Here is a 20045-nt window from a genome sequence, read left to right as displayed (position 1 = left end):
CGCGTGCCACGGGTGACCGCGGCGGCGTCCGTGGGTCGGGTGAGAACTGGTGCAGCGGTCACGTCATCGTGCCTTTCGCGCGGTGTTCACGTCGGTCGTCGGGGAGGCGTGCCCGGTCACAGCGGGCTCGGGGTGTTGAGGTAGGTGGCGAGCTGGTCCTTGATGGCCGCGAGCGCCTGGGCGGGCGAGCTGCTGCCCTGCTGCACCAGTGCGAGCTGGGCGCCGACGGTGTTCTCGAAGGTCGAGCCCGATCCGCCGTACCAGGCGGGGTCGTCGAAGACGGCGGACTCGGCTGCCGAGGCGTAGTTGGACTGCGGCTTGAGGTCCTTGAACGCGGTGCTGTCGAACGTGGGCATGTACGCGGGGACGTGCCCGCCCTCGGCCCAGGTCAGGCTCTGCTCGAGCATCTGCTTGATGAAGAGCATGTGCGCCTTGCGCTGCTCGGGCGTCCGGTCCTTCCGCGGCAGGATGAACGTGTGCGAGTCGGCCTGCGTCGCCGGCTTGTCGAACAGCTGCGGGACGGGGACCATGCCGAACTTCAGCCCCTTGATGGACTGCGCGGTGCTGATCTCCCACTCGCCCTGCATGAAGAAGCCCGCCTTGCCGGTGAACATCAGCGTCTGGGCGGTGGCGTAGTCGAGCCCCTTGTTCAGCCAGCCCTCCTTCACCCACTTCTGGGTCATGTCGGTGACCTTCGTGTACGCGTCCTCGTTGACGGTGAGCTTCGCGCCCCCGTCGCTGATGAACGGCGTCGCGCCGTCGATCTGGTTGTACATCGACCAGAAGAAGCGCCACGGGGTCGCGACCTCGCTGACGTTCGCGACGTTGAGCGCGGTGCCGCCGGTGACCTTCGCGACGGCGGCCAGCGCGGCCTCGAAGTTCTCGAGCCCGTTGAGGTCCTTCAGGTTGCCGTCGGAGTCGATGAGCCCGGCCTCCTGGCACACGTCAACGTTGTAGAAGAGCACGAAGGGGTGCGTGTCGAGCGGCACGCAGATGTTCTTGCCGTCGGTCTTCTGCGCGGTCCAGGCCTTCTGGTTGAAGTCGCTGGCGCTCAGGCCGACGCTCGCCAGGTCGTCCTCGGTGATCGGGTCGAGCAGCCCGCCGTCCCAGAGCGGCTTCGCACGGGTCAGGTGGGCGATCGCGACGTCCGGCGGCTTGTTCCCGACGGTGGCCAGTGTGACCTTCGAGTAGTACGGGTTGCCCCAGGCGAACGTCGTCGCCTGCAGCGAGGACGGCCCGCCGTGCTGCTTCGCGTAGCCGGCCTCCATCGTCTGCATACGGACACCGTCGCCACCGCCGAAGAGGTTCCAGAAGACGAGGGTCTCGGGGTTCAGCGGGGCACCGGCGACGCCGGCGGCGAGCGGGCTCGAGCACGCGGCGAGGGGGAGGACCGCGGCGCCGGCGGCTGCACCGGCGAGCAGGGTCCTGCGGGTGAAGGCACCGCCGCGGGACTGCGGGGTGGGTACGGCTGGTCGGATCGGCATGGCATCACTCCATCGGGACGGGCCGAGCGGAGCGGTCGTTGCTCCGTGAGCGCTCACAGTAGCGGCAGGTCCGGGGGTGCGCCACCCCTTTCGTGAAGGTCACGACCGGGGCGCGTCCCCGCTTCCCCATCCGCCCGGAACCCGCTAGCGTTCATGGGGACGTGAGCGCTCACTTTCGTTCCGGGCCGATCACGTCGCACCACGAGCCCCCACGCTGATCAAAGGAGATCCATGCCTCGCACACACCTCGTCCTCGACGCCGCGTTCACCGTGGGGCCGGTGCGCCGTCGCCTGTTCGGTGGGTTCGTCGAGCACCTCGGGCGCCACGTCTACGACGGCATCCACGAGCCGGCACACGAGACCGCCGACGAGCACGGCTTCCGCAAGGACGTCATCGACCTCGTCAAGGAGCTGAACGTCTCCGCGATCCGCTACCCCGGTGGCAACTTCGTCTCCGGCTACAAGTGGGAGGACGGCGTCGGGCCCGTCGAGCAGCGCCCCCGTCGCCTCGACCTCGCCTGGCACTCGACCGAGACCAACGAGGTCGGCCTGCACGAGTTCCAGCACTGGCTCGACGCGGTCGACTCCGAGCTCATGCTCGCCGTGAACCTCGGCACCCGCGGCACGCAGGAGGCCATCGAGCTCCTCGAGTACGCGAACATCGACGCCGGCACCGCGCTCAGCGAGTACCGCCGCTCGAACGGCCGCCAGGAGCCCTTCGCCATCAAGATGTGGTGCCTCGGCAACGAGATGGACGGCCCGTGGCAGCTCGGCCACAAGAACGCCGAGGACTACGGCAAGCTCGCCGCCATGACCGCGAAGGCCATGCGACAGATCCAGCCCGACCTCGAGCTGGTCGCCTGCGGTTCGTCCGGCGCCTCGATGCCGACGTTCGGCGAGTGGGAGCGCACGGTCCTCGAGCACACCTACGACGACGTCGACTACATCTCGGCGCACGCCTACTACGAGGAGGACGGCGACATGTCGACGTTCCTCGCCTCGGGCGTCAACATGGACCACTTCATCGACACCGTCACCACCGCGGCGGACCACGTCAAGGCGCACAAGAAGTCGGACAAGCGCATCGACATCTCGTTCGACGAGTGGAACGTCTGGTCGATCAGCAAGTGGAACGAGCAGCAGAAGACCTTCGAGCTGCAGGACTGGCCGGTCGCGCCGCGCCTGCTCGAGGACGTCTACACCGTCGCGGACGCCGTCGTCGTCGGTGGGCTCCTCATCTCGCTGCTCCGGCACGCCGACCGCGTCGCGTCGGCGAGCCTCGCGCAGCTCGTCAACGTCATCGGCCCGATCATGACCGAGCCCGGCGGCCCGGCCTGGCGCCAGACGACGTTCTTCCCGTTCTCGCTCACCTCGAAGCTCGCGAACGGCACGTCGCTGCAGGTCAAGGCCTCGGGTGACACGGTCGACGGCGGCAAGTACGGCGAGGTCCCCGTGGTCGACTCCGCCGCGACGGTCGAGGACGGCAGGGCAGCGGTCTTCCTGGTGAACCGTCACCAGACCGAGTCGACGACCGTCACGATCGACCTGGCCGGCATCGGCGCCGACGGTGACGTCCGCGCGGAGGGCATCTGGGACGACGACGTGCACGCCGTCAACGACCTCGAGGGCCGCGAGCGCGTCGGACTCCGCACGAACGAGACCGTCCGTCGCGACGGCGACACGATCACGATCGAGCTGCCCCCTGTCTCCTGGACCGCGCTGTCGATCGGCTGACCCGACCGCCGACCACGGTCGGCGCACGAACGCCTCGGCGAGCGCTCCGGTGAGCGTCGAGTGAGCACGGAGGGCACCGGCCCGCGCGAGCGGACCGGTGCCCTTCGCTCGTGCCGGAGCATGCCGGAGCGGGCCGGAGCGGGCCGGAGCCTGCCGGCGCGGGCCGGACGGGAGGCGCGGTGCGGTACCGCCACGGACCTCCCGACCCGGGACGTGCCGGACGTCAGGCGCGGTGCGGTCCGGCCGTGAGCCTCCCGTCCGCCGCTCGGTCAGTCCGCGGACGGCCGCATGTCGTAGGTGACCCACGGGGTCGCCGCGGCGACGCGGTCGTAGACCGCCCGCGCGGTCGCGTTGTCCTCGGCGGTGATCCAGCGGACGACGCTCGCGCCCTCGGCAGCGGCGGTGGCCGCCGCCTCGTGCAGCAGTGCCGTCGCGACGCCGCACCCCCTGGCGTCGGGAGCCGTGAACAGGTCGTCGAGGTACAGGCCGGTCGTCGCCGACGACGGGCGGGCGAACCGTCGGAGGTCGGCGAACCCGAGCAGGTGGCCGTCGGCGTCCTCGGCGACCAGGCCGGTCAGCCCGTGTGCACCCGTCGACACCCACTGCCAGGTGGTCCGGACGGCCTCGGTGTCCTCCGGCAGCCGGTAGAACGCGCGGTAGCCGGCGTACAGGGCCTGCCACGCAGCGGCGTCCGTCGACCGCACCGGACGGATGCGCACGACCGCGGCGCGCGCTCGGGACCGGATGTCCGTGATCACGGCGGTCTTCGCGTCGGCGTAGGCGTTCGTGTCGTCCCACGACTGCTCCATCAGCGCACGCTTGGTGTCCTCGTACCGCTGCCGGTCGGTGTCGTCGCGGCGGAGCTGGTCGCGGAGCAGCAGGTAGTCGTCGAGCTCGGCAGCGCCGTGCTCGTACACGTGCACGTGCGCGTCGCGCTCGGGCGTGCGGACGAGGCGGTGCCCGGGCTCGCGTACCCGGAGCCCGTAGCCGGCGCCGAGCAGTGGGGTGAGGTACGCGGCCTCGTCGGTGACGTCCGGCACGGCGACCGCGACGTCGACGATCGGCTTCGCGGCGAGTCCCGGCACGGACGTCGAGCCGATGTGCTCGATCGTGACGTGCTGGCCGTCCAGGGCGTGGGCGATCCGTGCACGGTGCTCCTCGTAGCGGGCGGACCAGGCGGGATCGTGGTCCCGGAGCCCGACGGTCAGCGGTTCGGGGCCGCCGACGATGTCCACCTCGGTGACGTCGGGGTGCGCGTGCGCACCGGTGCGGATCCAGTGGTGGAGCAGGGTGTGCCCGTCCGGGTCGACCACGCTGCGCTCGTACCGGCCGCCGGCGTGCTCGATGACCCGGCGGGACGCGGGGTTCGTCGCGTCGCACGTCAGCATGACCTCGGGCAGCCCGCGCTCGGCAGCCGCGCGGACGACCTCGGCGAGCGCCGCGGACGCCAGGCCCCGGCCCCGGGCGGAGGGCCGGACGCCGTACCCGACGTGCCCGCCGTACGAGCGGAGGAAGTCGTTGAGCTCGTGCCGCAGCGCGATGCTGCCGAGGTACTCGTCACCCTGGACCATCCAGCGGTAGGTGCACGTCACGTGGTCGGGGCTGGCCGGGGTCGTCTCCTCGGCCAGGAGCTGGTCGACCCAGCGCTCGAAGCCCGCTCGGTCCTGCAGCGCCGCGGCGTCCCGGATCCCGGCGCCGTCCTGGTGGGCACCGTCCCACTCCTGCAGGGCGCGGCGGAAGGACGGGTAGTACTCGGGGGAGGGGGCGACGAGTTCCATCCCGAGATCCTAGGGGTGCTCACGTCCGGCGTGCGCAACGGCAGGCCTGCTCGCGTCAGGCCTGCTCGCGTCAGCGGTAGCGGTAGAACCCCTCACCCGACTCGACGCCGTACTTGCCCTGGTCCAGGTACTCCGACTGCAGGTACGCGGCCCAGGCCTGCGCGCCGGGCTCGGGGGACGCGCTCGCGACCGCGTGCGCGGTGCGGAGCCCGATGACGTCGTACATGCGGAACGGCCCGACCGGGCTGCCGGTCCCGATCTGCCAGGTGGTGTCGATCGTGGCGGGGTCGGCCACCCCGCGGAGCACCAGGCCCGCGGCGGCGTCGAGGAGCGGCACGAGCAGGGAGTTGAGCACGTAGCCCGGCTGCTCCTTGTGCAGGCGGATCGGGACCATGCCGATCTCCTCGGCGAACGTCGCGACGCGCTCGAACACCTCGGGGTCGGTCTGCTCGGTTCCCATCACCTCGGCGGTGTTCTGCCGCCAGACGTGGTTGGCGAAGTGCAGCGCGAGGAAGCGGTCCGGGCGGCCGGTCGCGTCCGCGATCGCGCTCGGCAGCAGGGTCGACGAGTTCGTCGCGAAGACGGTCTCCGCCGACGCCACCTCGGCGAGCCGGCCGTAGACCTCGCGCTTGGTCTCGAGTCGCTCGGGGACCGCCTCGACGACGAGCTCGGCCCCACCGACGGCCCGGGCGAGGTCGGTGTCGAAGGTGATCCGCGCGACGGCGGCGTCGGCGTCCGGTCGGGCGTCCTGCCCGACGTCGCCGAGGTACTGCTCGACGATGCCCGCGAGTCGCTCACGACCGGCGGCGACCGCGTCCTCGCTGATGTCGTACACGACGACGGGGATGCCGTGTCGGGCGGTCTGCAGGGCGATCTGGGTGCCGAGGACGCCGGCGCCGAGCACGGTGACGGAGCTGAAGGTGGTCATGCTGCCCAGTGTGCTCCCGACCCGTGGGAGTGCGCGGGCGAGCGCCTGACCCGACGCGGGCGCCTAGGCCCGCGGCGGCGGTGCCGTGCTCGCCCGTTCGACCAGGCGCACCGGCACGAGGTCGGTCGACGTGCGGACGGGGGTGCCCTCGATCTGCGCCAGCAGCGTCGCGACCGCCCGCCGCCCGACCTCGTCGAAGGACTGGTGCACGGTGGTCAACGGCGGCCAGAACGACTCCGACTCGGGGAAGTCGTCGAAGCCGACCACGCTGAGGCTCTCCGGCACCGACCGACCGGCCTCGTGCGCCGCCCGGAGGACCCCGAGCGCGGTCTGGTCGTTCACCGCGAAGACGGCGGTGATCTCGGGCCGCGCCGCGATCTCCTGCCCGGCGCGGTGCCCGTCGGCCGTCGACCACCCTGCGGGGAGGACCCGGGGGACCCTGCGGCCCGCGTGCTCGAGCGTCTCGCGCCACGCGACGAGGCGGCGTTCCGCGGAGTACGAGGCGGTGGGTCCGGCGACGTGCCAGACGGTCTCGTGCCCGAGGTCGAGCAGGTGCTGCGTGGCGAGCCGTGCGCCCTCGGCCTGGTCGATGTCGATGGAGGGCCGGTCGGTCGTGCCCGCGGAGTCGACGACCACGAGCGGGACACCGCTCGGCAGCACGACCTCGGCGGTGTCGATGATGTGCGACTCGATGACGATCACGACGCCGTCGACCGCCTGCTCGTGCAGCCGGGAGAGCGCGGTGCGGACGCCCTCGCCGGTGCGCGACGCCATGGGCAGCAGGGTGATGGTGAAGTCCGCGGCGGCCGCAGCGGCCGAGATGGCCTCGAGCGTGCGCATGTTGCCGAACGACGCGAGCGTGAACATGATCACGCCGATGGTCCGGAAGCGCCCGGACCGCAGCGCACGCGCCGCACGGTTCGGCCGGTAGCCGAGGTCGTCCATGGCGCGCTGGACCCGGTCCCGGGTGTCCGGGCTGACGTTGTCGAAGCCACGGGCGACGCGCGACACGGTCTGCATCGAGACGCCGGCGGCGTCGGCCACGGCGGCCAGCGACGGCGCACGGCGCGGTGCGGTCAGATCGGTCGACAACGCTGTTCCCTCCGTTCGACTTCCCCGAACGCTAGTGCATGTTGACGTTGCCATGCTACGGTGACGTTGTTCGATGTTGACGTCAACATCGACGTCCTCCGGATCCGTGCCAGCGCAGGCAGGGCACGACCCGTGGGCGCCGTCAGGTGCCCGGTCCGGAACCCGAACGCAGCAGACAAGGGAGTCACATGAGCACGCTCGCAGCGCGCCCGGCCGAGGCGGCACCGCCGGCGCGGCCGACCGCTCGCCGCCCGAAGGTCCGGGGGCGGTACACCGGCTGGCTGTTCGTCGGCCCCTTCGTCGTCGTCCTCGTGGCGATGCTCATCGTGCCGATCGGCTACGCGCTCTGGCTCAGCCTGTTCCGCGACCAGCTCATCGGCGGCAACCAGTTCGTGTGGTTCGCCAACTACGTGCAGCTGTTCCAGGACGCCCAGTTCTGGGAGGGCCTCGGTCGCGTGGCACTCTTCCTGGTCGTGCAGGTCCCGATCATGCTCGGCCTCGCGCTCGTGGCGGCCCTCGCGCTCGACAGCGCACGGCTCTGGGGCACCGGGTTCTTCCGCATCGCCGTGTTCCTGCCGTACGCCGTGCCCGGCGTGGTCGCCGCCCTCATCTGGGGCTTCATCTACGGCAACCAGTTCGGCCTCACGGGCGCCGCGAACAGCGCGCTCGGCATCGACCTGCTCCAGCCGTTCAGCCCGACCTGGGTCCTCACGTCGATCGGCAACGTGGTCACGTGGGAGTTCCTCGGCTACAACATGCTGATCTTCTACGCCGCCCTGCGCGTCGTGCCCGGTGAGCTCTACGAGGCTGCCGAGCTCGACGGCGCCGGCCCGCTGCGCACCGTCTTCTCGATCAAGCTGCCCGCCCTGCGCGGCCCGATGGTCATCGCGACGATCTTCTCGATCATCGGCAGCTTCCAGCTCTTCAACGAGCCGAACCTGCTGAAGACGCTCGCGCCGAACGTCATCGGCAGCGCCTTCACCCCGAACATGTACGCCTACTCGCTGTCCTTCAGCGGCCAGCAGTTCAACTACTCCGCCACCGTCGCCATCGTCATGGGTGTCATCACCGCCGTGATCGCCTACGTCGTCCAGGTCCGCGGAACCCGCCAGGAGAACCGATGAGCACCCTGCAGCAGCCCGCCGCCGGCGCGACCAGCCCGGCCACGGTCACCGAGGCGACCACCACCCAGCGCGACCCGGGGGACCGGGCGACCCGCGCCTCCCGGTCGCGCCGCGCCGGCAAGCCGGTCGACGGACGCAAGGTGAAGCGCTCCGGTCTCCTGACCGCCGTGATGGTCGTCTTCGTCGTCTACTCGTTCGCACCGCTGTTCTATCTGCTGGTGAACAGCACCAAGACCCAGGCGTCCCTGCTGTCGACGTTCGGCCTGTGGTTCGGCGGCGACTTCAACCTCTGGCAGAACATCGTCGACACCCTGACCTACAACGACGGCATCTTCCTGCAGTGGCTCGGCAACACGCTGCTGTACGTGGTCGTCGGTGCCGGTGGCGCGACCCTGCTCGCCACGGTCGCCGGCTACGGCATGGCGAAGTTCCAGTTCCCCGGCCGTCGCGCGGTCTTCGCCGTCGTCCTCGGGGCGATCGCCGTCCCGGGCACCGCCCTCGCCGTCCCGACCTTCCTGCTCTTCTCGCAGTTCGGCCTGACGAACACCCCCTGGGCGATCATCCTGCCGTCGCTCATCAGCCCGTTCGGCATGTACCTCATCTGGACCTACGCGATCGACGCGATCCCGACCGAGCTCATCGAGGCCGCCCGCATGGACGGCGCCGGCGAGTTCCGGATCTTCTTCACCATCGCGCTGAAGCTCCTCACGCCCGGTGTCGTCACCGTCCTGCTCTTCGCAGTCGTCGCCACCTGGAACAACTACTTCCTGCCGCTCATCATGCTGAGCGACCCGAAGTGGTACCCGCTCACGGTCGGCCTCAACCAGTGGAACGCCCAGGCCACCGGCTCCGGCGCGCAGCCGATCTACAACCTCGTCGTCACCGGATCGCTCCTCACGATCATCCCGATCGTGGTCGCGTTCCTCTTCCTCCAGCGCTTCTGGCAGTCCGGCCTCGCGGCCGGGTCCGTCAAGGCCTGACCCACCGGACGGGAGGCGCGCCGGCAGCCCGCCACGCGCCTCCCGACCGGGACACAGCAGCACCACCCCAGCCCCAGATCACGAAGAAGTGGAAGGCAACCCATGAACAAGCGTCTCCGGCGCGGGCTCAGCGCCCTCGCCATCGGCGTCACCGCCGCCATCGCGATGACCGCCTGCGCCTCCGGCAGCTCCGCCGGCGGCTCGGCGGACGACATCGACAAGGCTCTCAAGGACGGCGGCACGCTGACCTACTGGTCCTGGACCCCCTCGGCCAAGGACCAGGTCGCCGCGTTCGAGAAGCAGTACCCGAAGGTCAAGGTCAAGCTGGTCAACGCCGGCACCGGTGCCGACCAGTACACCAAGCTGCAGAACACGATCAAGGCCGGCTCGGGTGCTCCCGACGTCGCGCAGGTCGAGTACTACGCGCTGCCGCAGTTCGCCCTGTCCGACTCGCTCGTCGACCTGTCGTCGTACGGCTTCGGCGACCTCGAGAGCAAGTTCTCGAAGGGCACCTGGAGCAACGTCGCCATGGACGGCAAGGTCTACGGCCTGCCCCAGGACTCCGGCCCCATGGCGCTGTTCTACAACAAGAAGGTCTTCGACGAGTACGGCATCGAGGTGCCGAAGACGTGGGACGAGTACATCGCCGCGGGCAAGAAGCTGCACGAGGCGGACTCGTCGAAGTACATCGCGGCGGACTCCGGCGACGCCGGCTTCACCACGAGCATGATCGCCCAGGCCGGTGGCACCCCGTTCACGACCGACGGCGACAAGATCACCATCGACCTGCACGACGCCGGCACGCAGAAGTGGGCGAAGACCTGGGACCAGCTCGTCGAGCAGGGCCTGCTGTCGAAGACCACCGGCTGGACCGACGACTGGTACAAGCAGCTCGGCAACGGCCAGATCGCCACGATGGTGACCGGCGCCTGGATGCCCGGCAACCTGATGGCCAGCGTGCCGGACGCAAAGGGTGACTGGCGCGTCGCCCCGATGCCGACCTACGGTGGCGTCCAGGCCCAGACCGCCAGCAACGGCGGCAGCTCGCAGGTCGTCATGAAGCAGTCGAAGAACCCGGCCCTCGCCGCCGGCTTCCTGAAGTGGCTGAACTCGTCGGAGGAGTCCACGAAGGTCTTCATGCAGTCCGGCGGCTTCCCGTCGACGACCGCTGACCTGAACTCGAGCTCGTTCCTGGACGAGAAGCCGGAGTACTTCGGTGGCCAGGAGATCAACAAGGTCCTCGTCGACGCCTCGAAGTCCTCGGCGAACGACTTCACCTACCTGCCGTACCAGGTCTACGCGAACAGCGTCTACGCCGACACCGTCGGGCAGTCCTACCAGAACGGCACCTCGCTCGAGGGCGGTCTGGAGGCCTGGCAGAAGGCACTCGTGAAGTACGGCAAGGACCAGGGCTTCACGGTCGAGAGCAAGTAACACCCGCGTTCCCCACACCCCGGGGCCGTGCGGACACCACGTCCGCACGGCCCCGTCGTACGAGAGAGACACACCATGCGCTTCGCCATCGGCGACTCCGACTTCCTGCTCGACGGCGAGCCGCACCGGGTCCTGTCCGGCGCGATCCACTACTTCCGCGTGCACCCGGACCTCTGGCAGGACCGGATCCGCAAGGCGAAGCTGATGGGCCTCAACACCATCGAGACCTACGTCGCCTGGAACGCCCACGCGCCGCGTCCCGGTGTGTTCGACCTGACCGGCGGCCTCGACCTGGGCCGGTTCCTCGACCTGGTCGCCGCCGAGGGCATGCACGCCATCGTCCGTCCCGGGCCCTACATCTGCGCCGAGTGGTCGAACGGCGGCCTGCCCTACTGGCTCTTCGCCGACGGCACCGTCGGCGTCCGCCGGAACGAGCCGGGCTTCCTCGCCGCCGTGCAGGAGTACCTCGAGCACCTCGCGCCGGTGCTCGTTCCGCGCCAGATCGACCAGGGCGGCCCGATCGTGCTCGTGCAGGTCGAGAACGAGTACGGCGCCTACGGCTCGGACGCGTCCTACCTGCGGGCGCTCGAGGAGATGCACCGGGCCATCGGTCTGACCGTCCCGTTCACGAGCGTCGACCAGCCGATGGACTCGATGCTCGAGGACGGCTCGTTGCCCTCGCTGCACAAGACCGGCTCCTTCGGGTCCCGCTCCACGGAGCGTCTCGCGCGCCTCCGCCAGGCGCAGCCGACCGGCCCGCTCATGTGCTCGGAGTTCTGGGACGGCTGGTTCGACAGCTGGGGCGAGCACCACCACACCACCCCGGCGTCCGCGTCGGCGTCGGACCTCGACGACCTGCTCGCCGCCGGCGGCTCCGTCAACATCTACATGTTCCACGGCGGCTCGAACTTCGGCTTCACCAACGGCGCGAACGACAAGGGCGTGTACCGGCCGATCGCGACGTCGTACGACTACGACGCCCCGCTCGACGAGGCCGGTCGCCCGACGGCGAAGTTCCACGCGTTCCGCGCGGTCATCGAGCGCTACGCACCCGTCCCGCCGCTGCCCGAGTCGATGCGGGAGGGTGGGTCGGGTCGCCTTGAATCGTATGATCGTTCGAGCGGCCGGGAGGCGCGGGTCACCCCCGCCACGGACCTCGCGGTCCGCCTGGACCGCGTCGCGTCGCTCCGCTCCCTGCTGCCCACGCTCACCGACTGGTCGACGCACGACGAGCCGCCGACCTTCGACGCCCTCGGCGCCGCGAGCGGCTTCGTGCTGTACCGCACCGAGGTCGACCTGCCGGACGGCGGCGTCCTGACCGTCGGCACCGAGGTCCGCGACCGTGCGGTCGTCTCGGTGGACGGGGTCGTCGTCGGCGTCCTCGAGCGCGAGCACCACGACCGGGCGATCGCGCTCCCGCCGGTCACCGGCACGCTCGAGCTCCTCGTCGAGGACCAGGGGCGCGTCGACTACGGCCCCCGCATCGGCGAGCCGAAGGGCCTGATCGGCGGCGTGGCCGTCGACGGTGTGCCGCTCGCCCGGTGGTCGGCGTCACCGCTCGCGCTCGACCCGATCGCACCGGCGGCCGTCGACCAGCTCGCGGCGCTGGTACCCACCGACGGTGACGTGCTGGCCGGGCCCGTGCTCGCCGCCGGGTCGTTCGACCTGACGTCCACCGAGGACCGCTACCTGTCGCTCGACGGCTTCCGCAAGGGTGTCGCCTGGGTGAACGGGTTCTGCCTCGGGCGGTACTGGTCGCGCGGGCCGCAGCAGACGCTGGCCGTGCCGGGGCCGGTGCTCCGTGCCGGTCGGAACGAGGTCGTCGTGCTCGAGCTGCACGCCTCGGCGTCCCGCACGGTCTGCATGCTGCTCGAGCCCGACCTGGGACACACCGAGGCGTAGCGGGCAGGGTCAGGCGTCGAGGGCGTCGAGGGCGTCGAGGGCGTCGAGGGCGTCGAGGGCGGCCAGGGCGCGCTCGGCGTCGGCGATCCGGTCGGCTTCGGGTCGCGTCCACCACTCGGGGCCGCGCTCGCCGAGCCCGTGCTTCGCCAGGCCGTTCCGGTGCCGGGCGGCGGCGAGGGCGTCCTCGTCGCCGGCGCGCTTCGCCTGCTGCACGGCGTTGCGCCCGCGGCCGAGGTGCGAGCGCAGTGCCGCGGTGACCTCCTCGGGCAACGCGGGGTCGGTGCGACGCCACCGGCGGCCGTCCACGACGAAGAAGTGGTCGTCGGGCTCGGCGGTCATGCTCCCGAGTCTGCACCGTCGGTGGTCGGCGGTAGACAGGTGCCGATGACGGAACCACGCGTGCGACCCATGCTCGACGTCAAGCGGATCTACGCCGAGGACGCCGCCCTCGAGCTCCCGCGCGGGCAGGAGGTCCTCGGGCGCTGGCCGGACGCCGAGATCGTGCCGGTCGCCTCGCACTGGAACATCCCCGAGGTCCACGGCGACGAGCGCAACGTGCAGCGCTGGGTGCGGATCAAGACCGAGGCGCTCGTGCTCGGCGTGAAGAAGTCGCTCGTCACCCGGCCGAACGGGCGCTCCGCCGACTTCATCGCCCCGTCGACGGCGAACGGGTGCGCGATGGCGTGCGCCTACTGCTACGTGCCGCGGCGCAAGGGGTACTCGAACCCGGTGACGGTGTTCGCGAACATCGAGCAGATCACGAAGCACGTGGCGCGCAACATCGCGAAGCAGGGGCCGAAGACCGAGCCGAACCAGTGCGACCCGGACGCGTGGGTCTACGACATCGGCGAGAACAGCGACTGCTCGGTCGACGCGCTGATCAGCGACAACGTGCGCGACCTCTGCGACCTCTTCCGGATGACGCCCACCGCGAAGGCGTCCTTCGCGACGAAGTACGTCAACCGCGAGCTGCTCGACTGGGACCCGATGGGCCGCACGCGCATCCGGTTCTCGCTCATGCCGCACGAGACCGCGAAAGTCACCGACATCCGCACGAGCCCGATCGCCGAGCGGATCGCCGCGGTCAACGACTTCGTGGACGCCGGGTACGAGGTGCACCTCAACTTCTCGCCCGTGATCCTGACGCCGACGTGGGAGTCGGACTGGGCCGAGCTGCTGCGCCAGGTCGACGACGTGCTGTCTCCCGCGGCCAAGGCGCAGCTCGCGGCCGAGGTGATCTTCCTGACGCACAACCAGCCCCTGCACGAGGTCAACCTCGGCTGGCACCCGAAGGCCGAGGACCTGCTCTGGCGTCCCGACCTGCAGGAGCAGAAGGTGTCGCAGAACGGTGCGGTCAACGTGCGCTACCGGTCGGGCATGAAGGGGCAGCTCGTCGAGCGGTTCCGTGAGCTGGTGGCGGAACACCTGCCGTCCTGCCGCATCCGGTACGCCTTCTAGGCACCTCGCCCCGGAACGACGAACGCCCGCACCGCTCGAGCGGTACGGGCGTCAGAGCGCGAGGCTCACTTGCCGTCGAACGCGTCCTTGGCCTTCTCCTTGTCGAGGCGACCCTCGCCCATGACCTGGTCCTTCTGGCCCTGGTGCGTGAGCTCGGCGTCGTCGGTCTTGTGGCCGACGGCCTCCTCGACCTTGCCGGCGACCTTCTGGGTGACGTCCTTGGCCTTGTCTCCGAGCGACATGGTGTCTTCCTTCCTCCGGGAACCGCCGAGGGCTCCCGGCGTCTGTGGAACCGAGACAACCAGGGCGTCGGCGCCGACTCGCGGCCCGGTCGGAGGTTCGTGTACCCCGACCGGGTCGGCCGGGGTACGCCTACGGGACGAGCCGCTCGGCGCGGTAGCGGTCGAACAGGTCGGTGAAGGCCCGCTCGGTCCGGCGGAAGGCGGTGAAGCCCGCCTCGCGGCTCTTGCCCATGTCGGTCACGACCTCCATCGCCCGGCCGAGGTCGGCGTCGGTGTGCCACCACGAGGCCAGCCGGGTGATGTCCGACTCGACCAGTCCGTACCGCTCGGCGATGCCGGCCCACGCGCCCTCGTGCGGAGCCATCTGTTCCTCGAGCGGCCGAGGACGGTCCTGGTAGCCGACGACCCGAGCCGGGTCGACGCCGAGGTGTGCGGCGAGACGCGGCCACATCCACCGCCACCGGAACACGTCACCGTTCACGACGTTGAACGGCTCGTCCGCACCCTCGGGGCTGGTGGCTGCCCAGACCATGTGCTCGGCGAGGATGCCGGCGTCGGTCATGTCGGTCAGCCCGTTCCACTGCGCCTCGCTGCCCGGGAACACGAAGTCCAGGCCGAGCTCCTTCGCGAGGGTGGCCTGCACGGCGATGGTCAGGCCCATGTTCATGGCGTTGCCGACGGCGTACCCGATGACGGTGTGCGAGCGGTGCACCGACCACGTGAATCCCTGGCGCTCGGCTGCGGCGAAGAGCTCGTCCTCCTGCGCGTAGTAGAAGTTCGGGGTGTCGAGCCGCGGCTCCTCCTCGTGGAAGGGCGTGTCCGGCATCTCGCCCGCCGCGTACGCCTCGAACGGGCCGAGGTAGTGCTTCAGCCCGGTCACCAGGGCGACGTGGGCGAGCGGCGCGTGGGACAGCGCGGCGAGCAGGTCGCGGACCATGCCGCCGTTCACGCGGATGTTCTCGGCCTCGGTCTCCTGGCGCTGCCACGCGGTGAAGAACACGTGCGTGGGCCGCTCGTCGGCGAGGGCCGCCGTCAGCGAGTCCGGGTCGCGGAGGTCGGCGGCGACGGTCCGGACACCGTCGCGCGCGAGCGGGCGGCGGGACAGTGCGGTCACGTCCCACCCGAGACCGAGCAGGTGGTCGACGAGGGCGGAGCCGGTGATGCCGCTGGCACCCACGACGAGGGCTTCGGGGCGGGCGGGGGTCGGTTCTGTGGTGGTCGTCATCGTCGGGTGCAACGCGCGCCGACGACAGGTGTTCCCTACCGGGGGCGTCGGATCCGGATCGGACCCTTCGCCGTGGACGGGTCGACCACGCTGCCGTGCTGGGTGATCTCGACCTCACCCCGTGCGACCATGCGACGTGCTGCCCGTCGGGCGGGCTCCATCAGGGGTCGCCAGTCGTCGGGCTCGAGGGACCGCGCGACCTCGGACGGGCAGATGCTCGACGTCCGTGCACGGGCGGCGAGCAGCTCGTCGATCCGCTGCTCCAGGGCACGGTCGGTGGCGTCGACGCCGTGCTTCCGGCACGCAGCCGAGCACCACTTCGCGTCGGGGGAGGCGGACGACGGCATCCGCCGACCGCACGACGCGCAGGTCCGTTCCGCGTGCGCCTCCTGCGATGCCGAGGCGTCCGCAGCGGTCCTGATCGCTCGTCCCATGCGCACCATCCTGGTCCTGCGGTCCGACACGACCCACAGCACAGGCTCGGCTGGCACGATCGGACCGGTGGAGCCCGAACCGAACGACCCCCGCCCGCACGGACCCGCCTGGGTCGAACACGCGATGTGGTGGCACGTCTACCCGCTCGGCGCGGTCGGCGCCGAGGTCCGTCCGACGACGCCCGTCGACGACCGTCCGGTCGAGCACCGGCTCCAGCGGCTCGTGCCCTGGCTCGACCACGTCGTCGCCCTCGGGCTGAACGGCCTGCTGCTCGGGCCGGTCTTCGCGAGCTCGACGCACGGGTACGACACCGTCGACCACTTCCGGGTCGACCCCCGACTCGGCGACGAGGCCGACCTCGTCGCGCTGGTCGGGGCCGCCCACGAGCGCGGTGTCCGGGTCGTGCTCGACGGCGTGTTCAACCACGTCGGGCGCGAGCACCCCGCCTTCCGTGCGCTCGAGGAACAGGGCCCGGACGCCCCGACCGCGGAGCTCTTCGCGGTCGAACGGTCCGGTTGGCAGGCAGGGGATCCCGTGCCCGTCCGCGACTTCGAGGGGCACGACATCCTCGTCGCGCTCGACCACGAGGGCCGAGCCGCCGAGGACCTGGTGGTCGAGGTGATGACCTACTGGCTCGCCCGCGGGGTCGACGGTTGGCGGCTCGACGCCGCGTACGCCGTGCCGCCGTCGTTCTGGGCACGGGTGCTGCCGCGGGTGCGCGAGCAGTACCCCGACGCCTGGTTCAGCGGCGAGGTCATCCACGGTGACGCAGCTGCGATCGTCGCTGCGTCGACGATGGACTCCACCACGCAGTACGAGCTGTGGCAGGCGGTCTGGCACGGGATCGCCGACCGGAACTGCTTCGAGCTGGCACACGCCGTGGAGCGGCACGACGCCCTGCTCGCGACGTTCGTCCCCACCACGTTCGTCGGCAACCACGACGTGACGCGGATCGCGAGCGCGGTGGGGGAGCGGTTCGCCGGGCACGCCGCCGCGGTGCTGTTCACCGTGGCCGGCACCCCCGTGGTCTACGCGGGGGACGAGTACGGCTGGACCGGGGTCAAGGAGGAACGCGAGGGTGGCGACGACGCCGTCCGTCCGGAGCTGCCCGCGATGCCGCCCGAGCCGGACGACCTGACCCACGCGCACGAGGCCCTCGTCGCCCTGCGTCGGCGGAACCCCTGGCTGCACCGGGCGCACACCGACGTCGTCCACCTGACCAACACGGCCGTGGTCCTGCGCACCGCGACGGCCGACGCCGCGGTGGTGACCGCCCTGAACCTGGCCGACGACCCGGTGGAGGTGCCCGCGGCCGACGCGACACGGGTCGAGGCGGGCGGGGGCGACCTGCGGGACGGCACCCTGCGCCTCCCGGCCGCCGCCTGGGCCGTCCTGACCGCCTGACGCTTCCGCGTACAGAACGAGGCTCGGGCCGGCGGACGGTTCCGCGGTCCCACGACCACGGAACTGTCCGCCGACCCGAGCCTCGGCGAAGGGGGATCGACCGCTACTTGCGGGCGGACGCCGCCCGGCGCTTGTTGAACACGTCGAACGCGACGGCGGCGAGCAGCACCAGGCCCTTGATGAGGGACTGGAACTCGGTGCCGACACCGAGGATCGACATGCCGTTGTTCAGGATGCCGATGATGAGACCACCGACGATCGCACCCGGCACCGTGCCGATGCCGCCGGTGACGGCGGCGCCACCGATGAACACGGCCGCGATGGCGTCGAGCTCGAAGCCGTTGCCGGCACCCGGGGCGGCCAGGTTGAGCTGGCCCGTGAAGACCACGCCCGCCAGGGCCGCGATGACGCCCATGTTCACGAAGAGCAGGAACGTGACGCGCTTGGTCTTGACGCCGGACAGCTGCGCGGCGAGGGCGTTGCCACCGATCGCGTACACGTGGCGACCGAACACCGAGCTGCGCATGACGACCGAGTAGACGACCACGAGCAGACCGAGGACGACGAGCACGATCGGGGTGCCGTTGTAGCTGGCGAGGAGCAGCGCCACGTAGATCACGAGCGCGGCGCCGAAGGCCGTCTTCACGATGAACCAGGCGAACGGCTCGCTCTCGAGCTGGTACTTGCGACGCGTGATGCGGCCCCGGAAGGCCGAGATCACCATGACGGCGGCGGCCGCGATGCCGAGGATCATCGTGAGCGGCTCGTAGCCCGTGGTGCCGAACGACGGCAGGAAGCCGGAGCCGAGCGAGCGGAAGCCCTCCGGGAAGGGCGAGATCTGCTGGTTCTGCAGCACGATCTGGGTGGCGCCGCGGAACGCGAGCATGCCGGCGAGCGTCACGATGAACGCCGGGATGCCGAAGTACGCGATCCAGAAGCCCTGCCAGGCACCGACGAGGGCGCCGACGACCAGGCAGAGGAGCGCCGCGACCGGCCAGGGGAGGCCCCACTGGGTGATCATGACGCCCGCCATCGCACCGCTGAAGGCGACGACCGACCCGACGGACAGGTCGATGTGGCCGGCGATGATCACCATGACCATGCCGATCGCCAGGATCAGGATGTAGCTGTTCTGGACGATGATGTTCGAGACGTTGATCGGGGCCAGCGTGATGCCGTTCGTCGCCACCTGGAAGAAGATGACGATGACGATCAGCGCGATGAACAGGCCGATCTGTCGGAGCTGCCCGGTGAGGTAGCCGGCGGCGGACTTAAGCGCGTTCATTGACTGGGGTCTCCCGTTCCTGGGTCATGTACTGCATGAGGACCTCTGGCGTGGCCTCGGAGCGGGGCACGTCAGCGGTGATCGTGCCCTCGGAGAGTGTGTAGATGCGGTCGCAGATGCCGAGCAGCTCGGGCAGCTCGGACGAGATCACGATGACGCCCTTGCCCTGGTCGGCCAGGTCGTTGATGAGCGTGTAGATCTCGTACTTCGCGCCGACGTCGATGCCGCGGGTCGGTTCGTCGAGGATGAGCACGTCCGGGTCGGCGTACATCCACTTCGACAGGACGACCTTCTGCTGGTTGCCGCCGGAGAGCTTGCCCGTCACGGCGTCGACGTTCGGCGCCTTGATGTTCATGCTCTTCAGGAAGCCGCCGGCGACGGTGGTCTCCTTCGAGGCGTTCACGAAACCCCAGTCGGCGAGCTTGCCCAGTGCCGAGCCGGAGATGTTCCGCTTGATGTCATCGATGAGGTTGAGGCCGTACCGCTTGCGGTCCTCGGTGGCGTAGGCGATGCCGTTGTCGATCGCCCGGGTCACCGTGTTCGTCTTGATCGGCACCCCGCGCTTGTAGACGGTGCCGGAGATGCCGGTGCCGTACGAGTGCCCGAAGACGCTCATCGCGAGCTCGGTGCGGCCGGCGCCCATGAGGCCGGCGATGCCGACGACCTCGCCCGCGCGGACGTTCAGGTTCACCTGGTGGATGATCTCGCGGGAGCCGTCGAGCGGGTGGTGGACGGTCCAGTCCTCGATGCGCAGGAGCTCCTCGCCGATCTTCGGCTCGCGCTCCGGGTAGCGGCTGGACAGGTCGCGACCGACCATGCCGCGGATGATCCGGTCCTCGGAGACGTCGTCGGCGTGCATGTCGAGCGTCTCGATGGTCTTGCCGTCGCGGATGATCGTGACCTTGTCCGCGATCGCCTTGATCTCGTTGAGCTTGTGGCTGATGATGATCGCCGTCATGCCCTCGGCCTGCAGCGAGCGGATGAGCTCGAGCAGGTGCTCCGAGTCGTCGTCGTTCAGCGCGGCGGTCGGCTCGTCGAGGATGAGGAGCCGGACCTCCTTCGAGAGCGCCTTCGCGATCTCGACGAGCTGCTGCTTGCCGACACCGATGTCCGTGACCTTGGTGACCGGGTTGTCCCTGAGTCCGACGCGCTTGAGCAGCGCCGCCGCCTCGAGGTTCGTCTGGTTCCAGTCGATGAGCCCGCCCTTGACGCGCTCGTTGCCGAGGAAGATGTTCTCGGCGATCGACAGGAACGGGCTGAGGGCGAGCTCCTGGTGGATGATCACCACGCCCGCCTTCTCGGAGCCGTTGATGTCACCGAACTGCACCGGCTTGCCGTCGAGCAGGATCTCGCCGTCGAAGGAGCCGTGCGGGTAGACGCCCGACAGCACCTTCATCAGGGTCGACTTGCCGGCGCCGTTCTCGCCGCAGATCGCGTGGACCTGACCGCGCTCGACCTCGATCGAGACGCCCTGGAGCGCCTTCACACCGGGGAAGGTCTTGGTGATGTCCCGCATCTCGAGGATGGTGTCCGCCATGTG

At 70.3% G+C, this 20045-nt stretch carries 17 protein-coding genes; 7 read left to right on the top strand and 10 right to left on the bottom strand.

The genetic code is table 11. The features are described 5' to 3' along the window. Positions 1–116 precede the first annotated feature (116 nt). Entirely contained in the window at positions 117–1484 is a 1368-nt protein-coding gene (locus NI26_RS12085; protein ID WP_066655690.1) for an extracellular solute-binding protein, read from the bottom strand. A 231-nt stretch (positions 1485–1715) separates the two neighbouring features. Here NI26_RS12085 and arfA point away from each other — a divergent pair, with 231 nt between their 5' ends. Beyond that, entirely contained in the window at positions 1716–3218 is a 1503-nt protein-coding gene (gene arfA / locus NI26_RS12080) for an arabinosylfuranosidase ArfA (RefSeq protein ID WP_066655688.1), read from the top strand. Between the two features lie 269 nt (positions 3219–3487). Here the strand turns inward: arfA and NI26_RS16230 are convergent, their stop codons facing one another. From NI26_RS16230 to NI26_RS12065, 3 genes are all read right to left on the bottom strand, one after another. Continuing rightward, positions 3488–4996, bottom strand: coding sequence for a GNAT family N-acetyltransferase (locus tag NI26_RS16230; protein WP_081985010.1), 1509 nt, complete (start codon positions 4994–4996; stop codon positions 3488–3490). Between the two features lie 70 nt (positions 4997–5066). Continuing rightward, the gene (locus NI26_RS12070; protein WP_066655686.1) at positions 5067–5924 is read right to left on the bottom strand and encodes a 3-hydroxyacyl-CoA dehydrogenase; all 858 of its coding nucleotides are present in this window, start codon (positions 5922–5924) and stop codon (positions 5067–5069) included. Between the two features lie 63 nt (positions 5925–5987). Further along, positions 5988–7016 carry a LacI family DNA-binding transcriptional regulator gene (locus tag NI26_RS12065; protein ID WP_066655683.1) on the bottom strand — a complete coding sequence of 343 codons (1029 nt, stop codon included), beginning with the start codon at positions 7014–7016 and terminating at the stop codon, positions 5988–5990. Between the two features lie 188 nt (positions 7017–7204). On the opposite strand from NI26_RS12065, the gene NI26_RS12060 reads away from it, so the two are divergent. From NI26_RS12060 to NI26_RS12045, 4 genes are all read left to right on the top strand, one after another. Continuing rightward, complete coding sequence (locus NI26_RS12060) at positions 7205–8140, top strand: carbohydrate ABC transporter permease (protein WP_066655681.1); 936 nt, start codon at positions 7205–7207, stop codon at positions 8138–8140. After that, positions 8137–9120 carry a carbohydrate ABC transporter permease gene (locus NI26_RS12055; protein ID WP_066655680.1) on the top strand — a complete coding sequence of 328 codons (984 nt, stop codon included), beginning with the start codon at positions 8137–8139 and terminating at the stop codon, positions 9118–9120. Before NI26_RS12060 ends, NI26_RS12055 begins: the two co-directional genes overlap by 4 nt. Positions 9121–9222: 102 nt before the next feature. Then, on the top strand, positions 9223–10554 hold the full coding sequence (locus NI26_RS12050; RefSeq protein WP_066655678.1) for an ABC transporter substrate-binding protein: 1332 nt from the start codon (positions 9223–9225) through the stop codon (positions 10552–10554). Between the two features lie 75 nt (positions 10555–10629). Further along, complete coding sequence (locus NI26_RS12045; RefSeq protein ID WP_066655675.1) at positions 10630–12456, top strand: glycoside hydrolase family 35 protein; 1827 nt, start codon at positions 10630–10632, stop codon at positions 12454–12456. 9 nt (positions 12457–12465) lie between these two features. On the opposite strand, the gene NI26_RS12040 is transcribed toward NI26_RS12045, so the two are convergent. Beyond that, complete coding sequence (locus NI26_RS12040; RefSeq protein WP_066655672.1) at positions 12466–12795, bottom strand: biopolymer transporter Tol; 330 nt, start codon at positions 12793–12795, stop codon at positions 12466–12468. A 45-nt stretch (positions 12796–12840) separates the two neighbouring features. Here NI26_RS12040 and NI26_RS12035 point away from each other — a divergent pair, with 45 nt between their 5' ends. After that, on the top strand, positions 12841–13914 hold the full coding sequence (locus NI26_RS12035) for a spore photoproduct lyase family protein (RefSeq protein WP_066655668.1): 1074 nt from the start codon (positions 12841–12843) through the stop codon (positions 13912–13914). Positions 13915–13979: 65 nt separating this feature from the next. Here NI26_RS12035 and NI26_RS16620 read toward each other — a convergent pair whose 3' ends face one another. The 3 genes from NI26_RS16620 to NI26_RS12025 form a co-directional block, all read right to left on the bottom strand. Further along, positions 13980–14156: a CsbD family protein gene (locus NI26_RS16620; protein WP_144411351.1), complete on the bottom strand. Its 177-nt coding sequence runs from the start codon at positions 14154–14156 to the stop codon at positions 13980–13982. A 130-nt stretch (positions 14157–14286) separates the two neighbouring features. Then, positions 14287–15381: an SDR family oxidoreductase gene (locus tag NI26_RS12030; RefSeq protein ID WP_066655664.1), complete on the bottom strand. Its 1095-nt coding sequence runs from the start codon at positions 15379–15381 to the stop codon at positions 14287–14289. 35 nt (positions 15382–15416) lie between these two features. After that, on the bottom strand, positions 15417–15815 hold the full coding sequence (locus tag NI26_RS12025) for a DUF3253 domain-containing protein (protein WP_066658549.1): 399 nt from the start codon (positions 15813–15815) through the stop codon (positions 15417–15419). 124 nt (positions 15816–15939) lie between these two features. Here NI26_RS12025 and NI26_RS12020 point away from each other — a divergent pair, with 124 nt between their 5' ends. Continuing rightward, on the top strand, positions 15940–17220 hold the full coding sequence (locus NI26_RS12020; RefSeq protein ID WP_066658547.1) for an alpha-amylase family glycosyl hydrolase: 1281 nt from the start codon (positions 15940–15942) through the stop codon (positions 17218–17220). A gap of 103 nt (positions 17221–17323) precedes the next feature. Here the strand turns inward: NI26_RS12020 and mmsB are convergent, their stop codons facing one another. Next, entirely contained in the window at positions 17324–18505 is a 1182-nt protein-coding gene (mmsB, locus tag NI26_RS12015; protein ID WP_066655663.1) for a multiple monosaccharide ABC transporter permease, read from the bottom strand. Further along, entirely contained in the window at positions 18492–20042 is a 1551-nt protein-coding gene (gene mmsA, locus NI26_RS12010) for a multiple monosaccharide ABC transporter ATP-binding protein (RefSeq protein WP_066655660.1), read from the bottom strand. Before mmsA ends, mmsB begins: the two co-directional genes overlap by 14 nt. Between the last annotated feature and the right edge of the window lie 3 nt (positions 20043–20045).

This window comes from Curtobacterium sp. MR_MD2014 (genome assembly GCF_000772085.1).
Classification (GTDB): Bacteria; Actinomycetota; Actinomycetes; order Actinomycetales; family Microbacteriaceae; genus Curtobacterium.
Note: the sequence above shows the minus strand (reverse complement) of the source record. Positions and strands in the feature narration are given on the sequence as shown.

Excerpts from the sequence above, each read along its gene's own strand:
- NI26_RS12085 (WP_066655690.1), bottom strand. The coding sequence starts at position 1,484 with ATGCCGATCCGACCAGCCGTACCCACCCCGCAGTCCCGCGGCGGTGCC.
- arfA (WP_066655688.1), top strand. The coding sequence starts at position 1,716 with ATGCCTCGCACACACCTCGTCCTCGACGCCGCGTTCACCGTGGGGCCG.
- NI26_RS16230 (WP_081985010.1), bottom strand. The coding sequence starts at position 4,996 with ATGGAACTCGTCGCCCCCTCCCCCGAGTACTACCCGTCCTTCCGCCGC.
- NI26_RS12070 (WP_066655686.1), bottom strand. The coding sequence starts at position 5,924 with ATGACCACCTTCAGCTCCGTCACCGTGCTCGGCGCCGGCGTCCTCGGC.
- NI26_RS12060 (WP_066655681.1), top strand. The coding sequence starts at position 7,205 with ATGAGCACGCTCGCAGCGCGCCCGGCCGAGGCGGCACCGCCGGCGCGG.
- NI26_RS12055 (WP_066655680.1), top strand. The coding sequence starts at position 8,137 with ATGAGCACCCTGCAGCAGCCCGCCGCCGGCGCGACCAGCCCGGCCACG.
- NI26_RS12050 (WP_066655678.1), top strand. The coding sequence starts at position 9,223 with ATGAACAAGCGTCTCCGGCGCGGGCTCAGCGCCCTCGCCATCGGCGTC.
- NI26_RS12045 (WP_066655675.1), top strand. The coding sequence starts at position 10,630 with ATGCGCTTCGCCATCGGCGACTCCGACTTCCTGCTCGACGGCGAGCCG.
- NI26_RS12040 (WP_066655672.1), bottom strand. The coding sequence starts at position 12,795 with ATGACCGCCGAGCCCGACGACCACTTCTTCGTCGTGGACGGCCGCCGG.
- NI26_RS12035 (WP_066655668.1), top strand. The coding sequence starts at position 12,841 with ATGACGGAACCACGCGTGCGACCCATGCTCGACGTCAAGCGGATCTAC.
- NI26_RS16620 (WP_144411351.1), bottom strand. The coding sequence starts at position 14,156 with ATGTCGCTCGGAGACAAGGCCAAGGACGTCACCCAGAAGGTCGCCGGC.
- NI26_RS12030 (WP_066655664.1), bottom strand. The coding sequence starts at position 15,381 with ATGACGACCACCACAGAACCGACCCCCGCCCGCCCCGAAGCCCTCGTC.
- NI26_RS12025 (WP_066658549.1), bottom strand. The coding sequence starts at position 15,815 with ATGGGACGAGCGATCAGGACCGCTGCGGACGCCTCGGCATCGCAGGAG.
- NI26_RS12020 (WP_066658547.1), top strand. The coding sequence starts at position 15,940 with ATGTGGTGGCACGTCTACCCGCTCGGCGCGGTCGGCGCCGAGGTCCGT.
- mmsB (WP_066655663.1), bottom strand. The coding sequence starts at position 18,505 with ATGAACGCGCTTAAGTCCGCCGCCGGCTACCTCACCGGGCAGCTCCGA.
- mmsA (WP_066655660.1), bottom strand. The coding sequence starts at position 20,042 with ATGGCGGACACCATCCTCGAGATGCGGGACATCACCAAGACCTTCCCC.